The organism is Plastoroseomonas arctica (assembly GCF_018128965.1).
Classification (GTDB): domain Bacteria; phylum Pseudomonadota; class Alphaproteobacteria; order Acetobacterales; family Acetobacteraceae; genus Plastoroseomonas; species Plastoroseomonas arctica.
In genome coordinates this window covers 52,609-72,097 of the sequence record NZ_JAAEDH010000013.1, presented here as the reverse complement: position 1 = coordinate 72,097, position 19,489 = coordinate 52,609, and the positions used below count along the sequence as shown (strand labels likewise).

14 protein-coding genes are annotated in these 19,489 nt (G+C 68.9%); 12 read left to right on the top strand and 2 right to left on the bottom strand.

Translation table 11 applies throughout. From position 1 onward, the window contains the following. Nucleotides 1–5: 5 nt before the first annotated feature. From GXW79_RS12440 to GXW79_RS12400, 9 genes are all read left to right on the top strand, one after another. Nucleotides 6–1,433 carry a M20/M25/M40 family metallo-hydrolase gene (locus GXW79_RS12440; RefSeq protein ID WP_211874716.1) on the top strand — a complete coding sequence of 476 codons (1,428 nt, stop codon included), beginning with the start codon at nucleotides 6–8 and terminating at the stop codon, nucleotides 1,431–1,433. A 263-nt stretch (nucleotides 1,434–1,696) separates the two neighbouring features. Continuing rightward, complete coding sequence (locus GXW79_RS12435; protein WP_211874715.1) at nucleotides 1,697–3,016, top strand: LLM class flavin-dependent oxidoreductase; 1,320 nt, start codon at nucleotides 1,697–1,699, stop codon at nucleotides 3,014–3,016. Between the two features lie 204 nt (nucleotides 3,017–3,220). Further along, the gene (locus GXW79_RS12430; protein ID WP_211874714.1) at nucleotides 3,221–4,837 is read left to right on the top strand and encodes an ABC transporter substrate-binding protein; all 1,617 of its coding nucleotides are present in this window, start codon (nucleotides 3,221–3,223) and stop codon (nucleotides 4,835–4,837) included. A gap of 3 nt (nucleotides 4,838–4,840) precedes the next feature. Next, complete coding sequence (locus GXW79_RS12425; protein WP_211874713.1) at nucleotides 4,841–5,812, top strand: ABC transporter permease; 972 nt, start codon at nucleotides 4,841–4,843, stop codon at nucleotides 5,810–5,812. Next, nucleotides 5,812–6,639 carry an ABC transporter permease gene (locus GXW79_RS12420; protein WP_211874712.1) on the top strand — a complete coding sequence of 276 codons (828 nt, stop codon included), beginning with the start codon at nucleotides 5,812–5,814 and terminating at the stop codon, nucleotides 6,637–6,639. The genes GXW79_RS12425 and GXW79_RS12420 overlap by 1 nt, the downstream gene beginning before the upstream one ends. Beyond that, a complete protein-coding gene (locus GXW79_RS12415; protein WP_211874711.1) occupies nucleotides 6,636–8,261 on the top strand; it encodes an ABC transporter ATP-binding protein in 1,626 nt (541 codons plus the stop codon). Before GXW79_RS12420 ends, GXW79_RS12415 begins: the two co-directional genes overlap by 4 nt. A 259-nt stretch (nucleotides 8,262–8,520) precedes the next feature. Continuing rightward, nucleotides 8,521–9,867, top strand: a complete 1,347-nt coding sequence (locus GXW79_RS12410; protein WP_211874710.1) for an LLM class flavin-dependent oxidoreductase — start codon at nucleotides 8,521–8,523, stop codon at nucleotides 9,865–9,867. Nucleotides 9,868–9,878: 11 nt separating this feature from the next. Next, on the top strand, nucleotides 9,879–11,456 hold the full coding sequence (locus GXW79_RS12405) for an ABC transporter substrate-binding protein (protein ID WP_211874709.1): 1,578 nt from the start codon (nucleotides 9,879–9,881) through the stop codon (nucleotides 11,454–11,456). Further along, a complete protein-coding gene (locus tag GXW79_RS12400) occupies nucleotides 11,453–12,793 on the top strand; it encodes an LLM class flavin-dependent oxidoreductase (protein ID WP_211874708.1) in 1,341 nt (446 codons plus the stop codon). The genes GXW79_RS12405 and GXW79_RS12400 overlap by 4 nt, the downstream gene beginning before the upstream one ends. Nucleotides 12,794–12,982: 189 nt before the next feature. On the opposite strand, the gene GXW79_RS12395 is transcribed toward GXW79_RS12400, so the two are convergent. After that, complete coding sequence (locus GXW79_RS12395; protein WP_211874707.1) at nucleotides 12,983–14,209, bottom strand: MFS transporter; 1,227 nt, start codon at nucleotides 14,207–14,209, stop codon at nucleotides 12,983–12,985. A 222-nt stretch (nucleotides 14,210–14,431) separates the two neighbouring features. Here GXW79_RS12395 and GXW79_RS12390 point away from each other — a divergent pair, with 222 nt between their 5' ends. Continuing rightward, a complete protein-coding gene (locus GXW79_RS12390) occupies nucleotides 14,432–14,824 on the top strand; it encodes a RidA family protein (RefSeq protein WP_211874706.1) in 393 nt (130 codons plus the stop codon). Here GXW79_RS12390 and GXW79_RS12385 read toward each other — a convergent pair. After that, nucleotides 14,821–16,965 carry a malate synthase G gene (locus GXW79_RS12385; protein ID WP_211874705.1) on the bottom strand — a complete coding sequence of 715 codons (2,145 nt, stop codon included), beginning with the start codon at nucleotides 16,963–16,965 and terminating at the stop codon, nucleotides 14,821–14,823. The genes GXW79_RS12390 and GXW79_RS12385 overlap by 4 nt on opposite strands. A gap of 207 nt (nucleotides 16,966–17,172) precedes the next feature. On the opposite strand from GXW79_RS12385, the gene GXW79_RS12380 reads away from it, so the two are divergent. Both GXW79_RS12380 and GXW79_RS12375 read left to right on the top strand, forming a co-directional pair. Next, entirely contained in the window at nucleotides 17,173–17,832 is a 660-nt protein-coding gene (locus tag GXW79_RS12380; RefSeq protein ID WP_211874704.1) for a GntR family transcriptional regulator, read from the top strand. 75 nt (nucleotides 17,833–17,907) lie between these two features. After that, entirely contained in the window at nucleotides 17,908–19,488 is a 1,581-nt protein-coding gene (locus GXW79_RS12375) for a gamma-glutamyltransferase (RefSeq protein WP_246503959.1), read from the top strand. Nucleotide 19,489: the final 1 nt, after the last annotated feature.

The following is a 19,489-nucleotide window of genomic DNA, read 5'->3' as shown; positions in this document are numbered from 1 at the left end:
CAGGCATGTCCGGTAGCAATCAGCGCGGCACGCGCGAAGGTGCGATCGCACGCGCCCAGGGTTTATTTGACGACGGCACCTACCTCGCCTCGCTCCGTCGCCTCGTCGCCGACCCGACGGAAAGCCAGATGCCCGACAGCCTGCCCGCGCTGCGCCGCTACTGCGAGACCACGCTGCCCCCCGAGTTCGACGGGCTCGGCTTCGAGATCGCGGTGCTCGACAACCCCCGCCCGGGCCGCGGCCCGGTGATGCTCGCGACCCGCATCGAGGATCCGGCGCTGCCGACCGTGCTCATCTACGGCCATGGCGACGTGGTGCGCGGCCTGCCCGGCAAGTGGCGCGAAGGCCTCGACCCCTGGGCGGTTACCGTCGAGGGCGACCTCTGGTACGGCCGCGGCACCGTGGACAACAAGGGCCAGCACCTCATCGCCATCCAGGCGCTGCGCGCGCTGATCGCGGAGCGCGGCCATCTCGGCTTCAACGCCAAGGTGTTCGTTGAGACAGGAGAAGAAGCGGGGTCGCCCGGCCTGCGCGACCTCATGAAGCGCGACGCCGCGCTGCTCTCCGCCGACGCCTTCATCGGCCTCGATGGCCCAAGGCAGGCGAGCAGCGTGCCCGACCTGAAACTCGGTGCCCGCGGCGGCGTCGCCTTCGACCTCGTCGTGCGCGTGCGCGAACACGCCGCGCATTCCGGCCATTGGGGCGGCGTGCTCGCCGACCCCGGCTTCATCCTCTCCCACGCGCTCGCCTCCATCGTCACGCGGCAGGGCCGCATCCTCGTCGATGGCTGGCTGCCGAAGCACGTGCCGGAGAGCGTGCGCCAGGCGTGCCGCGAGCTGGTGCTGGAAGAGGTTCCCGGCACGCCGGTGCCCGATCCCGGCTGGGGCGAGCCCGGCATGAGCGTCACCGAGCGCATCTTCGCCTGGACCAGCGTCATCATGCTCGCCGCCATCACCGGCCACCCGGACCAGCCGACCAATGCCGTCCAGCCCGAAGCGCGCTGCCGGCTTCAGGTGCGTCACACCGTGGACGTGAAGGGCGAGGACATCATGCCTGCGCTGCGCCGCCACCTCGACGCGCATGGATTTCCGGAGGTGCAGATCGTGCCGGTGATGGAGCGCGACATGTTCAGCGCGTCGCGCACCGACCCCGAGCATCCCTGGGTGCGCATGGTCGCCGCCTCGATGCAGCGCACCAGCGGGCAGAAGCCGAACATCATCCCGAATTCCTCCGGCTCCAATCCTTCCGACATCTTCCAGGAGGAGCTGGGCGTGCCGGTGATGTGGATCCCCAACAGCTACGCCGGCTGCAACCAGCACGGGCCGGACGAACACGCACTGGCGCCGCTGCTGCGCGACGGCCTGGCGCTGATGGCGGGCATCTGGTGGGACATCGGGGAGGGTCTCGCGCCCAAGCGCGCTGATGCCGGATAGATAATCCGGACTTGGTGCGGCGCCACTTGCCCCACCTGGCTGACCACGCGACGAGCGCTGTGGCGGTCCGGGCGACGGGATCGCGCAGGATGGATCTCGTCCATCCGGGGCATTGGACATATTCTGCGCCGGGTTTAGGCATCGCTGCCACCGATCGGGGCATTCGGCCTGCCCTTTCTGATGCGGCGAATTCCGGCCATCCTCGGCGTGATCGGCACCGTTCCATCGCGACGCGCCGGCGTGCAGAAAAGGGCGTTCGCCACGTGTCCACCTCCCACCGGCAAATGCATCTGGGCGTGTTCGTCCTCGGCACCGGCAACCACATCGCCGGCTGGCGCTATCCCGGTGCCGCCGACAGCTTTCTCAGCCTCAAGGGCATCCAGACGATCGCGGCCACCGCCGAGCGCGGCAAATTCGACCTGCTGTTCCTGGGCGATGGCCTGGCCGCGAAGATGGGCGACCATCCCTCATTCCTGGTGCGCTTCGAGCCGATCACGATGCTCGCCGCACTCGCGGCATCGACCACGCATCTCGGCCTTGGTGCCACGGCATCGACGACCTATGCGGAGCCCTACAACATCGCCCGGCTCTTCGCCTCGCTCGACCACCTGAGCGGCGGCCGCTCGGCGTGGAATGCGGTGACGAGTTCGGGCGCCGGCGCCGGCGCGAATTTCGGCCGCGTCCATCCAGGCCATGACGCGCGCTACGAGGTGGCCGAGGAATTCGTCGATGTCGTGCGCGGGCTGTGGGATTGCTGGGATGACGGCGCCGTCATCGCCGATCGGCAGACGGGCCAGTATGTCGACGCGTCCAAGGTGAAGGCGCTCGACCATGTCGGCCGCTTCTTCCAGGTCAAAGGGCCGATGACGACCGCTCGCTGCCCGCAAGGGCGGCCGGTGATCATCCAGGCGGGTTCCTCGGAGCCCGGCCTCGCACTGGCCGCGCGCACCGCGGAGATCGTCTTCTCGGTGGTTCAGGATCTGTCCGAGGCGAAGCTCGCCTATCGCGCGCTGAAATCCCGGCTGCCGACATACGGCCGCAGCGCCACCGACGTCGCCCTGCTGCCGGGCGTCATGCCGGTCATCGGCCGCACCGACGCCGAGGCGCGGGAAAAACTCAACACTCTGCAGGGATTCCTCGGGCCGACCAGCGCGCTGATCATGCTTTCGGGCCGCCTCGGCATGGATGTCTCGGGCTTCGACCCGGACGATCTGGTGCCTGACCTACCCTTGCCGGACAGCTCGCACGGCTTCGCACGCGCCATGCTGTCCAAGGCGCGGCGCGAGGCGATGACCTGGCGCGACCTCAGCAATCTCACCGGTGCCGCGCGCGGCCACTGGGTGATCTGCGGCACGCCGGAGCGCATCGCCGATATCCTGCAGGAATGGTTCGAGGCCGATGCGGCGGATGGCTTCAACATCCTGCCGCCCTACTTCCCGCAAAGCTTCGACGAGTTCGTCGACCTCGTCGTCCCCATTCTGCAGGAACGCGGGCTCTATCGGCGCGACTACACCGGCACCACGCTGCGCGATCATCTGGGCTTGCCGCGCCCTGCCAGCGTGATGTTCGGCGATGCTGCCTGAGGCCACCGGCGCTGCCGCACTTTCCCGACCCGGCTTGCCAAGGCCCGCTGCCGGAGGAAGGTGCACGGTTCCGGACCCAGCCAACGCGTTGAGACCACAGGCTGGTATGGTTCTTGCCTGAATTGGTTCCTGCCAGGGATGAGGTCGGATCGCGTCCGCAAGCGCGCGCCCCGCCGATCCGCGGACCACGACAGGAGCTGAGCGATGACCGAATCCATGCGCCCGAGCAGACGCGCGCTGCTGAGCAGCGCCGTGTTGGCGACCGTCGGCCCTGCCCAGGCCCAGGCCCCCGCGCGCGCCCCGGTGCGCGGCGGCACCATGGTGATGATCGTGAACCCCGAGCCTTCGACGCTCGCGACCTACGCCGTCTCCGCCGGCAACATCCCGCCCGTCACCACGCAGATCTACGAGGGCCTGCTCACCTATGACTGGGAGATCCGGCCGCAGCCGATGCTCGCCAAGTCTTGGACCGTGAGCGAGGACGGCAAGACCATCACCTTCCAGCTGCAGGAGGGTGTGACCTTCCACAACGGCCAGCCCTTCACCAGCGCCGACGTGCAGTACTCCTTCATGGAGATCGCGAAGAAGGTGAACCCGAACGGCCCGGTGATCCTGGCCGAGCTGCAATCGGTCGATACGCCCGATCCGATGACCGCGGTGTTCAACCTCGCCAACCCCGCGCCCTACCTGATGGTGTCGCTGTCGGCAAACAACATCCCCATCGTGTGCAAATCCGTCTTCGAGGGCACGCAGCCGCTGCAGAACCCGAGTGCCAACCGCCCGGTCGGCACCGGCCCGTTCAAGTTCGGCGAATGGAATCGCGGCCAGTTCATCCGGCTCGACCGCAACGAGCGCTACTGGAAGCCCGGCCTGCCGCTGCTCAACCGCATCATCGCGCGCTTCATCCCCGATGCGGCGACGCGCTCCGCGGCGCTTGAGACCGGCGAGGCGCATTACGCCGCCTACAGCGCGGTCAATGCCGCCGATATCCGGCGCATGCAGGCGAACCCCATCCTGGGCAGCACCACCCAGGGCTATGGCACCACCGCCGCGACCAGCGTGCTGGAATTCAACATGCGCCGGCCGAACCTCGCGAAGAAGGAAGTGCGCCAGGCGATCTGCTACGCGATCGACCGGCAATTCATCGTGGACAATATCCTCCATGGCTTCGGCAAGCCAGCCACCGGCCCGCTGAGCTCCGTCTTCACCACGCAGGGATTCTACACCGACCAGGTGCGCCGCTTCGACGTGCCCGACCGCCTCGAGATCGCGAACCGGCTGATGGATGAGGCAGGCTTCCCGCGCGGTGCCAACGGCGTGCGCATGTCGCTGTTCCTTGAGATCAATTCCTTCGGCGAGCAATGGCTGCGCCAGGGCGAATACCTCAAGCAGGCGCTGGGCCAGATCGGCATCAACCTCACGCTGCGCAGCGAGGACACGGCCACCTGGCTGCGCCGCTGCTACACGGATTATGATTTCGACATCAACGAGCCCTTCTACTCCGCCGGCGCCGACCCGGTGGTGGGCGTGCACCGGCACTACGTCTCCTCGGCGATCCGACGCGGGACGACCTTCGTCAACAACAAGGATTACCGCAGCCCGGATGTGGACCGGCTCATGGACGCAGCGACGCGCGAGATCGTCCCCGCCCGCCGCGCCGAACTCTACCACGAGGCGCAGCGCATCATGGTCGAGGACAGCCCCGGCGCCTGGCTGTGCGAGGTGCAGTACGTGACCATCTTCAACAAGAAGCTGCAGAACCACACGAACAGGCCTCTGGGCACCTACAGCGCCTTCGACCGCGCCTGGCTGGAACGCTGAGCGATGCGCCGCTGGCGCTATTTCGGATATCGGCTGCTGTTCGCGCTGCCGGTGGTGTTCGGCATCCTGGTGCTGAATTTCTTTCTGATCCGCCTGGCACCGGGTGACGCGGCATCGGTGCTGGCGGGCGAGAGCGGCGCGGCATCGCCGGAATACACGGAATTGCTGCGCCAGAAATTCGGCCTCGACCGACCGGTCATCGAGCAGTTCTTCCTCTACATCGCGAACGCGCTCCGCTTCGACCTCGGTTTCTCCTTCCGCAATGACGCGCCGGTGTCCGAGCTGATCCTGGCGCGGCTGGGCCCGACTCTGCTGCTGATGCTCGCGGCCTTCAGCCTCGCGGTTGCCTTCGGGACCCTGCTCGGCGTGCTGGCCGCGGTCGCGCGCAATTCCTGGCGCGACGCGGTGATCTCGGTGGCGACGCTCATCTGCTACGCCACACCCGTGTTCTGGCTGGGGCTGATGCTGATCGTGGTGTTCTCGGTCAACCTAGCCTGGCTGCCGACTAGCGGTTTCGAGGATATCGGCCAGGGCTATGAGGGCTGGGAGCGCGGGGTCGACATCGCGCGGCACATGGTGATGCCGGTCGCGGCCCTCGGCCTGTTCTACCTCGCCCTCTACACGCGGGTGATGCGCGCCTCGATGCTGGAGCAGACCGGGATGGACTATGTGGTGACCGCGCGCGCCAAGGGCCAGAGCGAGGGTCGCATCATGCTCGGCCATATGCTGCGCAACGCCTTCCTGCCGGTGCTGACCATGGCGGGCGTGCAGGCGGGCAACCTCATCGGTGGATCGGTGGTGGTGGAGACGGTGTTTGGCTGGCCTGGCATCGGCACGCTCGCCTTCAACGCGCTGCAATCGCGCGACCTCAATCTGCTGTTGGGCATCTTCTTCATCTCCGCCTGCCTGGTGGTCGCGATCAACCTGATCGTGGAAGCGCTCACCATCGCGCTCGACCCGCGGATCCAGGCCTGATGGGCGCGGGGCTCAAGCGCTTCGCGCGCAACCGCATGGCGCTGCTGGGCGCCTGCGTGATCCTGATCGTCGTCGCACTCACCATCATGGCGCCCTTCCTGTTCCCCGCCGGCGCCTTCGCCCTGGTCGGCCCCGCCCTGCAACCGCCCTCGGCGCGCTTTTGGCTCGGCACGGACGCGCTCGGGCGCGATGTCGCGGCCGGCGTCGCGGAGGGCGCGCGCACCTCGCTGCTGATCGGCATGTCGGCCGCGATGGGCGCGGTGGTGCTGGGTGCGGTGATCGGCGGTCTCGCCGGCTATTGCCGCGGTGCCGTGGACATTGTGCTGATGCGCATCACGGAATTCTTCCAGACCATCCCGGCCTTCCTGCTCGCGATGCTGCTGGTTGTGATCCTCTCGCCCTCGGTGCTGAGCGTGATCATCGCCATCACCGCCGTCTCCTGGCCCGGCATCGCGCGGCTGGTGCGCGGGGAATTCGTCGCGCTCGGTGGGCGCGAATTCATCCTGGCCAGCGCGGGGCTGGGCGCAAGCGGACCGCGCCTCGTCTTCGTGCACCTGCTGCCGAATTGCCTCTCCTCGATCATCGCGGTGGGGTCGCTGCTGGTGGCGACCGCGATCCTGCTCGAGACCGGCCTCGCCTTCCTGGGCCTGGGCGATCCGAACGTGATGAGCTGGGGCCTGCAGATCAGCGCCGGGCGCGTCTCTCTGCGCGCGGCCTGGTGGGTCTGCACCTTCCCCGGCATCGCCATCCTGCTCACGGTGCTGTCGATCAATCTGGTCGGCGACGGGCTGAACGAGGCGCTCAACCCGAGGCTGCGCGAGCGATGAGCGACGTGGTGCTGACGCTGGACAACCTCACCATCGGCCTGCCGAAGGGCGCCGATCGCGCCGCCGCGGTCAGCGGGCTGAACCTCACCCTCCGGGCTGGCGAGGTCACCTGCCTGATCGGTGAATCCGGGTCGGGCAAATCGCTTGCTGCGCGGGCCATCCTGGGGCTGCTGCCGCCGCGTGTGACCGTGACGGGTGGTGCCATCGCGTTCGATGGGCAGGACCTCACGCGGCTCACGCAGAAGCAGCTCGCGCGCATTCGCGGCGACCGCATCGGGATGATCTTCCAGGAGCCGATGACGGCGCTGAACCCGCTGCACAGCATCGGCCGCCAGATCGGCGAGGTGCTGGCCATCCACACCGCCATGGGTGCCACGGCACGCCGCGCGCGGGTCGAAAAGCTGCTCGCCGATGTGCACCTGCCCGAGCCGAGCCGGATCGCGCGCTCCTACCCGCACCAGCTCTCCGGCGGGCAGCGGCAGCGCGCGATGATCGCGATGGCGCTGGCGCTCGACCCAAAACTTCTGATCGCCGACGAGCCGACCACCGCGCTCGACGTCACCACCCAGGCCCAGATCCTGCGTCTGATCCATGAGCTGCAGCGCGAACACGGCACCGCGGTGCTGTTCATCACCCATGATTTCGGCGTGGTGGCCGACATCGCGGACCAGGTGGCGGTGCTGCGCCAGGGCGAGATGGTGGAATCCGGCCCGCGCGACGCGGTGCTGAACGCACCGCAGCACCCCTACACCAAGGCGCTGCTCGCCGCCGTTCCGCGCCTCGCGGTGCCGGTGCGGCCGGTGGAGGCGCAGGGCCTGGTCGTGCTGGAGAGCATCGGCGCGCGCAAATCCTACGCCGCGAAGGGCTGGTTCGCGCGCGGGCGGGCGACGCGTGCGCTGGATGGCGTGGACGTGCAGCTGCATCGCGGCGAGACGCTGGGGCTGGTGGGCGAGTCCGGATCGGGCAAATCCACCCTTGCGCGGGCGATGACCCGGCTGCTGGCGATCGATTCCGGCGAGATCATCCTCAACGGCGAGAGCATCACCCAGCTCACGACCAAGGCGCTGCGCCCCTATCGGCAGAAGATCCAGATGATCTTCCAGGACCCCTATGCCTCGCTCGACCCGCGCCAGCGCATCGTCGACGTGATCGCCGAAGGCCCGATCATCCATGGCGCGGTGCCCGCCGAGGCCCGCCTCCGGGCGCGCGACCTGCTGCGGCTGGTTGGGCTCGACCCCTCGGCGGCGGAGCGCTTCCCGCACGAGTTCTCGGGCGGCCAGCGGCAGCGCATCGGCATCGCCCGCGCGCTCGCGCTGCAGCCCGAGGTGCTGGTGGCCGATGAGCCGGTCAGCGCGCTTGACGTCAGCGTCCAGGCGCAGGTGCTGGACCTGCTGGCCGACATCAAGGCGAAGCTCGGGCTGTCGATGCTGTTCGTCACGCATGACCTGCGCGTGGCGCTCCAGATCTGCGACCGCATCGCGGTGATGCAGCATGGCGCAATTGTCGAACTCGGCACGGCGACGGCCATTTTCACCGCGCCGCGGCATCCCTACACCAAGGCCTTGTTCGCCGCGGTGCCGGGGGCCAGCTGGAACCAATCGATTCCCGCAGCTGCTGAATAGATTGCGTTTTCGGTCGCCACATCGCTGGCCGGGCCGAAACCGACAGGCCTGTTTCGGCGAGAAGGATCGTGGGGCAAGGGCGCGCGCACCAGGTACAGACCGCCACGGTTCCGCCCGGCAGGGCCGCCTGGATCAGGAGCGTGGCGGGGCCTTCGGTGCTTACACCGCTGGCACGCGGGCTGCCGCTGGCATGCGAGTTGCTCAGCCCGGGGCAAGGCGCGCAACCTCTCGGGCCCGCCGCGCCACCCGGAGTTTCCCGATGCCCGCCCGCCAGATGAAGCTCGGTGCCTTCTTCCTCACCCCCGGCAGCCATTCCGCCGGCTGGCGCCACCGCGACGCGATCCCCGAGACCGACATGTCCTTCGCGCACTACATCGCCGCCGCGCAGGTGGCCGAGCGCGGCAAGCTCGACTGCATCTTCTTCCAGGACACCGCGGCGCTGAACGGCAGCGGCGACCTCGACGGCACCGGGCCGTGGCGGCCGCGCACGGGGCGGCAGGTGTATCCCGAACCGGCGACGCTGATCGCCGCGCTCGCGCCAATGACGAAGCACATCGGCCTCGTTGCCACGGCCACCACCACCTATGGCGAGCCCTATACGCTCGCACGCCGCTTCGGCTCCGTGGATCACATCAGCGGCGGGCGCGCCGGGTGGAACCTGGTTACCTCCCAGATCGAGGACGAGGCAGGCAATTTCGGCCATGACCGCCACCCGGACCATGCGCTGCGCTACGAACGCGCGGAGGAATTCTTCGACGTCGTCACCGGCCTGTGGGACAGTTTCGAGGACGACGCCTTCCCGCGCGACAAGGAAACCGGGCAGTTCCTCGACCCCTCGAAGGGACACATCCTCAACCATGAGGGAAAGCATTTCCGTGTCCGCGGACCGCTGAACCTGCCGCGCTGCCCGCAGGGGCGGCCGGTGATCGCGCAGGCGGGGTCCTCCGAAGTCGGCAAGCGCCTCGCCTCGCGCTGCGCCGACATGATCTTCACAGCGCAAAGCGTCCTGTCGGAGGGGCAGGAGTTCTACGCCGATGTGCGCGCGCGCGCCGTCGCGCATGGCCGCGCCGCCGACGACGTGAAGATCATGCCCGGCTTCATGGCGATCACCGGCCCCACCGAGGCCGCCGCGCGCCAGACCTATGAGGAACTGCAGGCGCTGATCGACGACACCACCGCGATGAAGCTGCTCGCGCGGCTCTGCGGCGATCTCAACATCTACGACCATCCGATCGACGGGCCGCTGCCGCCGCTGCCCCCCTCCAACGCCGCCAAGGCGCGGCAGCAGCACCTGGTCGAGAAGGCCGCGCGCGAAGGGCTCTCCATCCGCCAGATGGCGCGCTATCTCGGCACCTCGCTTGGGCACCAGATGGTGGTGGGATCGCCGACCCAGGTCGCCGACGTGATGCAGGCATGGTTCGAGTCCGGCGCCTGCGACGGCTTCATGCTGCTGTTCCCCTTCTACACCAAGCCGCTCGAGGATTTCGTCGAACTTGTCATCCCCGAATTGCAGCGACGCGGCCTGTTCCGCACCGAATACGAGGGCACCACGCTGCGCGAGAACCTCGGCATTCCGGTGCCGCGCAACCGCTTCGCTCCCCGATGAAAGGCCGCGCCATGCTTGCCCGCACGATCGCCCTGTTCCTGGTGCTGGCCGGCGGCGCCGCCGCGCAGGAGCTGCGCATCGGCATGAAGGCCGCGATCGACGGCTCCGACCCGCACCAGAGCTACAGCCCAAACCGCAACGTGCAGCTGCATGTCTATGAGCCGCTGGTCTTCCAGGACGCGTATCAGCGGCCAATCCCGGGCCTGGCGGAATCCTGGCGGCTGATCGATGCCACCACCTGGGAATTCCGGCTGCGCGAGGGCGTCACCTTCCACAATGGCACGCCGCTGCACGCATCGGACGTGATCTTCTCCATCCAGCGCGCGCGCGAGGCGCGCGGCATCCGCACCTACAGCCAGAACGTCCGCGCCATCACCACGATGGAAGCGCCCGACGCGCGTACCGTCATCCTGCGCACCGGCGGTCCCGCACCCATGCTGCCCTCGCTGCTGGCGAGCGTCGGCATCGTCTCGGCCGCCGCGGTGGGCGAGGCGGCGAGCGAGGCGGATTGGAATGGCGGGCGCGCGGCGATCGGCACCGGCCCGTTTCGCTGGGTGCGCTACACGCCGGGTGCGGATGTGGTGATCGAGCGCGCGGAGCGGCACTGGGCGCCGCTCGAGCCCTGGCGGCGCGTCACCTACCGCTTCATCCCCAATGACAGCGCGCGCGTCGCCGCCCTTCTCGCCGATGATGTGGACGTCATCGACGCGGTGCCCCCGGCGCTGCAGCCGCGCGTGCGCGAGGATGCGCGGACGCGGCTGGTGGTGGCCACGACCAGCTTCAACTTCTACATCTTCCTCGACGTCTATCGGGACGTCGCGCCCTTCGTCACCACCACGGACGGCCAGCCGCTGAACCGCAACCCCTATCGCGACGTGCGCGTCCGCCGCGCGCTCAGCCACGCGATCAACCGCCAGGCCCTGGCCACGCGCGCGATGGAAGGCGGGGCCGAACCCGCCGGGCAGGTCACCCCGCCCAACTTCATCGGCCATGATCCGGACCTCGGCCTGCCCGCCTATGACCCTGGCCTCGCGAGGCGCCTGCTGGCCGAGGCCGGCTATCCCGGCGGCTTCGGCCTGACCCTGCAATGCACGGCCGACCGCTTCGCCGGCGATGCGCGCACCTGCCAGGCGATCGGGCAGATGTTCACCGCGGTGGGCCTGCGCACCATTGTGGAGACGCTGCCGACCTCGGTGTTCTTCCGCCGCGCGGGCACCGGCTATGCGCAGAACGAGCCGGAATTCTCGGCGTCGATGTCGATCTTCGCCTCCACCAGCGGCCTCGCCTCGGAGAGCATGAACACCATCCTTCGCACGCCCAATGCGACGCTCGGCCATGGCGCGTCCAACCGCGGGCGCAACGCGGACCCGGTGCTCGATGGCCTGCTGGAGCGGATCGAGAGCGAGCTCGACGACACGCAGCGGGCCGCGCTCACGCGGGCGGCGACGCGGCGGGTGATGGAGGAACTGCCCGTGATCCCGGTCTTCTGGGTGCGCTCCGCCTGGGGCGTCCGGTCCAACATCCGCCTTGCCCCGCGCGGCGACGCCTATACGATGGCGACGTCGATCAGGACCGCCACCGTCCCATGAAGCAGCTCAAGCTCGGTGCCTTTCTATCGGTGCCGGGCAACCACCTGGCCGGCTGGCGGCACCCCGACGCGGTGCCCGAAACCGACATGGATTTCGACTGGTACATGCGCCTCGCGCAGATGGCGGAACGCGCGAAGTTCGACACCATCTTCTTCCAGGACACGGTGGCCGTCGCCGGCAGCGACGCACTGAAGGCCGGCGACCTGACGCGGACGCGCCTGTCGCGCATCGTGAAGCTGGAACCCACGGCGACGCTCGCCGCACTTGCGGTTGGGACCACGCATATCGGGCTGATCGCCACCGCGACGACCACCTACAACGAGCCCTACAACATCGCCCGCCGCTTCGCGACGATCGACCATATTTCCAAGGGCCGCGCGGGGTGGAACCTCGTCACCTCCCAGACCGAGGACGAGGCAGGCAATTTCGGGCTCGATCAGCATGTCGAGCACGCAACACGGTATGAGCGCGCGGCGGAATTCTACGAGGTCGTCACCGGGCTGTGGGACAGCTTCGAGCAGGACGCCTTCCCGCGCGACAAGGCGTCGGGCATCTGGTTCGACCGCGACAAGATGCATTTCCTCGACCATGCCGGGAAGCATTTCAAGGTACGCGGGCCGCTCAACGTGGCGCGCTGCCCGCAGGGGTGGCCGGTGGTGGCGCAGGCGGGGTCTTCCGAACCCGGACGCGAGCTCGCCGCGCGCACCGCCGACGTGGTCTTCACCGCGCAGACCGAGATCGAGGCAGCGCGCGAATTCTACGCCGATGTGAAGGGCCGCACCGCGCGCTTCGGCCGCACGCCCGACGACATCAAGATCATGCCCGGCCTCACGCCCGTCATCGGCCGCACCGAGGCCGAGGCGCACGAGAAGTACGAGGAGCTCCAGACGCTGCTGCCCGATGACGTCGCACTCGCCGCACTCGATCGGTTCACGCGCGGCATCGACATCTACAGCCACCCGCTGCACGGACCGATGCCGGATCTGCCGGAGGCGAACTCCGCGAAGAGCCGCCAGGCGCTGATCATGGCGATGGCACGCAAGGACAATCTCAGCCTGATCCAGACCGCGCGCGCGGTGAGTGCCGCGCAGGGTCACCGGGTGGTGGTGGGCACGGCCGACCACATCGCATCGGAGATGGAGGCGTGGCTGAAGGCAGAGGCGGCGGACGGGTTCTGCATCATCTGCAATCACTACCCGCGCCCGCTACAGGATTTCTGCGACCTGGTTATCCCGGAGTTGCAGCGTCGCGGCATCTTCCGCACCGAGTATGCGGGCGCGACGCTGCGGCAGAATCTGGGGCTGAAGGTGCCCGGGAACCGCTTCGCACTGCGGTGAAGAGGTGCGGCCCCCATTGGGCGAGCCGAGTTGATCTCGGCTGCGCGACTTATCTCAGCGTCGAGAGAAGCCTGGCGCAAATGCTCCGAGCCTGGGCCATCGCATCAGGCCGCAACGGCGATCCCAACGCGCCGAAGTGGCGGTGAAGGGAAGAACCACGGGGCGGAGCCCCCCGCCTTGCTACCCTTCCTACTCCGCCGCCACCGCGACCGGGACGGGCTTGGGGTCGTTGACAGGGATGTGGATGAGTGCCGCGAAGGCGGAGGCGGCGATGCCGAAGGTCCACATCAGGTCGTAGTTGCCGGTGCGGTCGAAGACGATGCCGCCCAGGAAGGCGCCGGTGAAGCCACCCAATTGGTGGCCGAGGAAGATGATGCCGAACAGTGTGGCGAGCCATCGTGTGCCGAAGTTGCGCGCGACGAGGGCGACGGTGGGCGGGACGGTGGAGAGCCACAGGATGCCCATGAGCGCGGAGAAGATCAGCACCGTGGTGGTGGTTTTCTCGACCAGGAGGAAGCCGGTCATCAGGATGCCGCGCAGCGTGTAGATGGCGATGAGCAGGTCGCGCCGGCGCCAGCGTTGCGCGAGTTCGCCGGCGGCGAGCGAGCCTGCGATGTTGAACAGGCCGATGAGGCTGATCGCTCCGGCGCCGACGTAGAGCGGCAGGCCGCACAGGTGGACGAAGCCGGGCAGGTGCACGGTGAGGAAGCTGACGTGCACACCGCAGACGAAGAAGCCGAAGAACAGGCACCAGAAGGTGGTCGAGCGGAAGGCACGCTTGAGGGCGTCGCCCGCACTTTCGTTGTCGCCGGCGGCGAGGGAGGGCTTGGGCGGCGAGTTCGCGAGCGGCAGCGCGAGCGGGATCATCACCAGCGTGAGCGCGGCGAGGAACAGCATCGCCCCTTGCCAGCCGATGAAGGCGATAGCCTGGGCTGCGATGGGCACCACGAAGAACTGCCCGAAGGAGGAGCCCGCGGTGCCGAGCCCGACGGCGCGGCCGCGGAAATTGTCCGGCAGCTGGCGGGTGAGGGAGGCGATGATGACGGGCATGCCGGCGGCCGAGACCGCGATGCCCATCCCGAGGCCCGCGAAGAGCGTGAAGAGGCCCAGGTTCTCGGTCACGGCCATGCCGATGGTCGCGAGCGCGTAGAGGGCGGCGCCCCCCATCACCACGGCGCGGCCGCCGATGCGGTCCGCGATCTGCCCGCAGAAGGGCTGCGCGATGCCGTTGATGAGCACCTGGAGAGCGAGCGCGAAGGCGTAGTCGGAGGTGGACCAGCCGCGCGCCTCGGTCATCGGCGCGAGGAAAAGGCCGAAGCTTTGTCGCACGCCCATCGCGAATGCGGCGCAGAGCACGGCGCAGGTGATGAGGAGGGTTGCGGAGATCGCAACGCCGCGGGTGGGGCTGCCGCTCATGGATCGGTCCTGGTGTGACGGCATCAAACTGTCATCGCGCGCGGCAAGTTGCCAGGGCGACGAACGCGCGGCTCAGGGCTGGGGCCATGCGTCTGGCGCGTGGCGCGGCGGGCGTCGCGGCATCGTGGCTTGCCGTGACCCGCGTGCCGACCCACCTGCGGCGCTCGAGCCTTGCCGTCCGCGCGACGCGCGCCCGGTGACCCAGGATCAGGACATCGAAGCATGACCCAACGCGACGCGATTTTCCCACCCGCACGGCAGGCTCTCTACGACATCCATCGCTATTCGGCGGCGATCCGCTCGGGCGATCTTCTGTTCGTCTCGGGCCAGGTCGGCAGCAGCGAGGATGGCGCGCCCGAGCCCGACTTCGAGGCGCAGGTGCAGCGCGCTTTCGACAATCTCGCCGCCGTGCTGAAGGCGGCCGGCTGCGGCTTCGATGACATCGTCGATGTCACGACCTTCCACACCGATCCGGCGGCGCAAATGGCGGCGGTGGCTGCGGTGCGGTCGCGCGCCTTTCCCACCGCGCCCTATCCGAACTGGACGGCGGTGGGCGTGACCTGGCTGGCGGGCTTCGACTTCGAGATCAAGGTGATCGCGCGCATCCCGGGCTAGGCGCGCGCCTTCGCCTCGCGCCGGCGCGCAGTCAGCACGAATTCCGTGTAGCCGTTGGGCTGTTCGCGCCCCTTGAGGATCAGGTCGGAGGCGGCCTGGAAGGCCACGCCGTCGAAGCCCGGCGCCATCGGCGTGTAGAGCGGGTCGCCCTCGTTCTGGCGGTCCACCACGGCGGCCATGCGGCGGAGTGTTTCCTGCACCTGCGCTTCCGTGCAGATGCCGTGGCGCAGCCAGTTCGCGATGTGCTGGGAGGAGATGCGCAGCGTCGCGCGGTCCTCCATCAGCCCCACATCATGGATGTCGGGCACCTTGGAGCAGCCCACGCCCTGGTCGATCCAGCGGACCACGTAGCCCAGGATGCCCTGGACGTTGTTGTCGAGCTCGGCCTGCACATCGGCGGGCGCCCAATTGGTGTTCTCGGCGAGTGGCATGGTGAGGATGTCGGCGAGCTTCGCGCGCGGCCCGCCGGCCTGCAGCTTGTCCTGCACGTCGGAGACGGAGACCTGGTGGTAGTGCAGCGCGTGCAGCGTCGCAGCGGTGGGCGAGGGCACCCAGGCGGTGTTCGCACCGGCGCGGGGATGGCCGATCTTGGCCTCCAGCATCGCCTTCATCGCGTCGGGCGCGGCCCACATGCCCTTGCCGATCTGGGCGCGGCCGCGCAGGCCGGCGGAGAGGCCCGCATCGACGTTGTTGTCCTCATAGGCCTTGATCCAGGCGCAGCCCTTGATGTCGTTCTTGCGGATCACCGCACCCGCTTCCATGCAGGTGTGGATCTCGTCGCCGGTGCGGTCGAGGAAGCCGGTGTTGATGAAGGCGACGCGCGAGGCCGCGGCCTTGATGCAGGCGCGGAGATTCACCGTGGTGCGGCGCTCCTCGTCCATGATGCCCATCTTGAGCGTGGCGGGATCGAGGCCCAGGGCCTGCTCCACGCGCGCGAACAGCGTGTCCGCGAAGGCCACTTCCTCCGGCCCGTGCAGCTTGGGCTTCACGATGTAGACCGAGCCCGCGCGCGAGTTCAGGCGCTTGCCGCGCAGATCGTGCAGCGCGATGAGCGCGGTGAAGACAGCGTCCAGAATGGTCTCGGGGACCTCGGCGCCGTCGAGGGTCACGATGTCCGTCATCATGTGGTGGCCGACATTGCGCACGAGCATGAGCGAGCGGCCATGCAGCGTCAGCTCGCCGCCACCGGGGCGCTGATAGACGCGGTCCGGGTTGAGGCGGCGCGTGATGGTCTTCCCACCCTTTTCCAGGTCGGCGGAAAGGTCGCCCTTCATCAGCCCCAGCCAGGCGCGGTAGACCGCGACCTTGTCCTCGGCATCCACGGCGGCGACGGAATCCTCGCAATCCATGATGGTGCTGATCGCGGATTCCAGCACCAGGTCGGCGATGCCGGCGGGGTCGGTCTTGCCGATCGGATGGGTCCGGTCGAAGCGCAGCTCCAGGTGCAGCCCGTTGTTCACGAACAGCAGCGCCGACGGCGCGTTCGCCTCGCCCGTGTAGCCCGCGAGCTGCGCCGGGCGCGCGAGCCCGGTGGCGGTGCCGTCCTTCAGCGTGACGGCCAGGCCGCCGGCGTTGAGCGCATAGCCCGTCGCATCCGCATGGCTGCCGGCCGCGAGCGGGACCGCACCATCGAGCACGCGCCGCGCCTCCGCGATGACCAGTGCGCCGCGGGCGGGGTCGAAGCCGCGCACGGTGCTGACGGGGGCCAGCGCATCGGTGCCGTAGAGCGCGTCGTACAGGCTGCCCCAGCGCGCATTCGCGGCATTCAGCGCATAGCGCGCGTTGTTGACCGGCACGACAAGCTGCGGCCCCGCGATGGTGCTGAACTCCGGATCGACATTCGCGGTGGTGACGGAGAAGGGACCCGGGTCGGGCAGCAGGTAGCCGATCCGCTCCAGCATCGCCTTGTAGCCGGCCGCATCGACGGGTCGGGCGGGATTGGCCCGGTGCCAGGCATCGATTTCGGCTTGCAGCGCGTCCCGTTTGGCCAGGAGTGCGGCGTTCACCGGGGCCAGATCGCGCAGGATCGCTTCGAGCGACGCCCAGAATTCGGCAGGGTCGACGCCGGTGCCCAGCAGGGCCTCGCTATCGCAAAAAGACCGCAAAATCGGTGCGACGACGAGTCCGCTGGTGACCTGCATCACTTAAACCTCCGCGTGTGGGCGTCAGACTTCGGTCTTTGACGCAAGCCGAGGCAGAGGGGAAGGGTGAAACATATGTCGCGCGAGAACCCGAATTTCATGCTCAGTTACAAATATTCGAACTGGAGCAGTGCCCTTGCCGGGACAGATCGTATACAATTACCAAGTCTTCCGCCGCTCCGCCGAGCAAAGGTTCCAATGCTCAGCATGAAGCCACGGACACTGGTGGACCAATCCGCCGATCTCATCATCGACGCCGCTTCCGAAGGCGTTTTTCTACCTGGGGACAGGCTCGTCGAGGCCGATATTGCTCGCCAGCTCGGCATTTCGCGCGTTCCGGTGCGCGAGGCGCTGCGCCTGCTCGAGAGCCAGGGGGTGGTAATTTCCATCCCCTATCGCGGCATGCGGCTGATGTCGGTGACGAATCCCACGGCCGCGAGCATCGCCCGGGTGCGCAGCGCGCTCGAAGCCATGGCGGTGCGCGACTGCGTGGCGCATGCCTCCGACGAGGCCCTCGCCGAGGTGCGCGAGGCGGCGCGGCTGTATCGCGCATCGGCGACCGCCGAGCCGACCGTGCAGCGCCGGGCCGATCGTGCCTTCCATCGCGCGATCTGCGTCGCGACCGGCAACGCGACGCTGCTCGCGACCTGGTCCGCCATCGCGCGACAGGTCGCGGTGCTGTGGAGCCTGGTGCACAGCGAGGATGGGACCGGCATGCTGGCTGACCAGCACGACGCCATCGTCGATGCCATGCAGGCGCGCGACGCGGCGGCGGCGGTCGAACGGCTGGAGACGCATCTGGCGCCCGTGATGGTGGTCGATTTCGAAGCCGTCCTGCACCGCAGGATGGCCGAACGCGGGAACTGAGGCGCCGGCGCCGGCCCCCCTTGCGGTCGGCGCCCAGCGGCCGGACGATGCGGGTCCGCTTCCGGAACCCGCGCCATGGCCCTCGATTTCATCCCCGCCCCGCACACCACCCAGCACTGGGAGATCCGCAAGCCGGCCGCGCGCGGGCGCGGCGGCATGGTCGCCTCCCAGGCGCGCGGCGCGGCCGAGGCGGGCGTGGCCATGCTCGAGGCCGGCGGAAGTGCTGCCGATGCCGCGGTCGCGACCGCCTTCGCACTGGCGGCACTTGAGCCGTGGAATTCCGGCCTGGGCGGCATCGGCTTCGCCCAGGTGATGGCGCCGGGCCAGCCCTGCGAGACGCTGGATTTCGGGCCCGTCTCGCCGCGCAACCTGCGCCCCTCCGCCTATCCCATGACGGGCAAGATGAAGCTCGACCTGTTCCCCTGGCCGGAGGTCGCGGGCGACGTGAACGTGCACGGCCCGCTCTCCTGCGTGGTGCCGTCCTCGGTCGCGGGCTACGCCGCGCTGCACGCGAAGCATGGGCGCCTGCCGATCGCCGATGTGCTGGCACCCGCGGTCGCCTATGCGAAGCGCGGGTTGGCGCAGGACTGGTTCACCACGCTGAAGGTCGCGAACAGCGCATCCGTGCTGCGGCTCTATCCCGAGAGCGCGCGCATCTACCTGCCCAACGGCCTGCCCCCCGTCGCGCCCTACCAGGGCAGCCCCGGCTTCTTCAAGCTGGGCAACCTGGCTGCCACGCTGGAGCGGCTGCAGCAGGCGGGCCTGGATGATTTCTATCGCGGCGACATCGCGGCCTCGATCGCGGCGGATTTCGCCGCGCTCGAAGGTTTTGTCGGCGCCGAGGATCTCGCCGGTTGCACCGCGCGCTGGCTGCCGGCGCTGGAGCAGGAATGGCGCGGGCGGCGCCTGTTCCTCGCCAATGGGCTGACCGCGGCGCCGACCTTGAAGCGCGTCCTGGCCGGCATGCGCGATGCCGATTACGGCGGCGGCGCGCCATCCGCCGCGTGGTATGCGCGCCTCGCCGCCGAGACGCGCGCGGCCTATGCCGAGCGCCTCGCGGGCCTGGGCGATGCCGAGCCGCTGGCCGCGGAAAGCTGCACCACGCACCTGACCGCCGTCGATGGCGACGGGCTGATGGTCGCGATGACGACGACGCTGCTCTCGTCGATGGGCAGCCGCCTGGTGCTGCCGGGTTCGGGCGTGCTGATGAACAACGGCGTCATGTGGTTCGACCCGCGCCCCGAAGCGGCGAACGCGATCGCCCCGGCCAAGCGGCCGCTGTGCAACATGTGCCCGGTGATCCTCGCCGAGGGTGATGCGCCCATCATCGCCGCCGGCGCCTCCGGTGGCCGGCGGATCATGGCGGCGGTGTTCCAGATGCTGGCCTTCACCGCCGATTTCGGCATGGACCCGGAAGAGGCCGCGCACCACCCGCGCATCGACGTCAGCGGCCCCGAGGGTGTCACCGCCGACCGCCGCCTCTCGCCCGAGACCCGCGCGCTGCTCGCCGAGGGCGCGAGCGTGACCGAGGTGGAGCACGCCACCATGCCGGTGAACTTCGCCTGCCCGAACCTGATCCGCGTGATGCCCGATGGCGAGCGCGTCGGCATCACCGACGCCATGTCGCCCTGGAGCGCCGCGCTGGCTGAAACGTGAA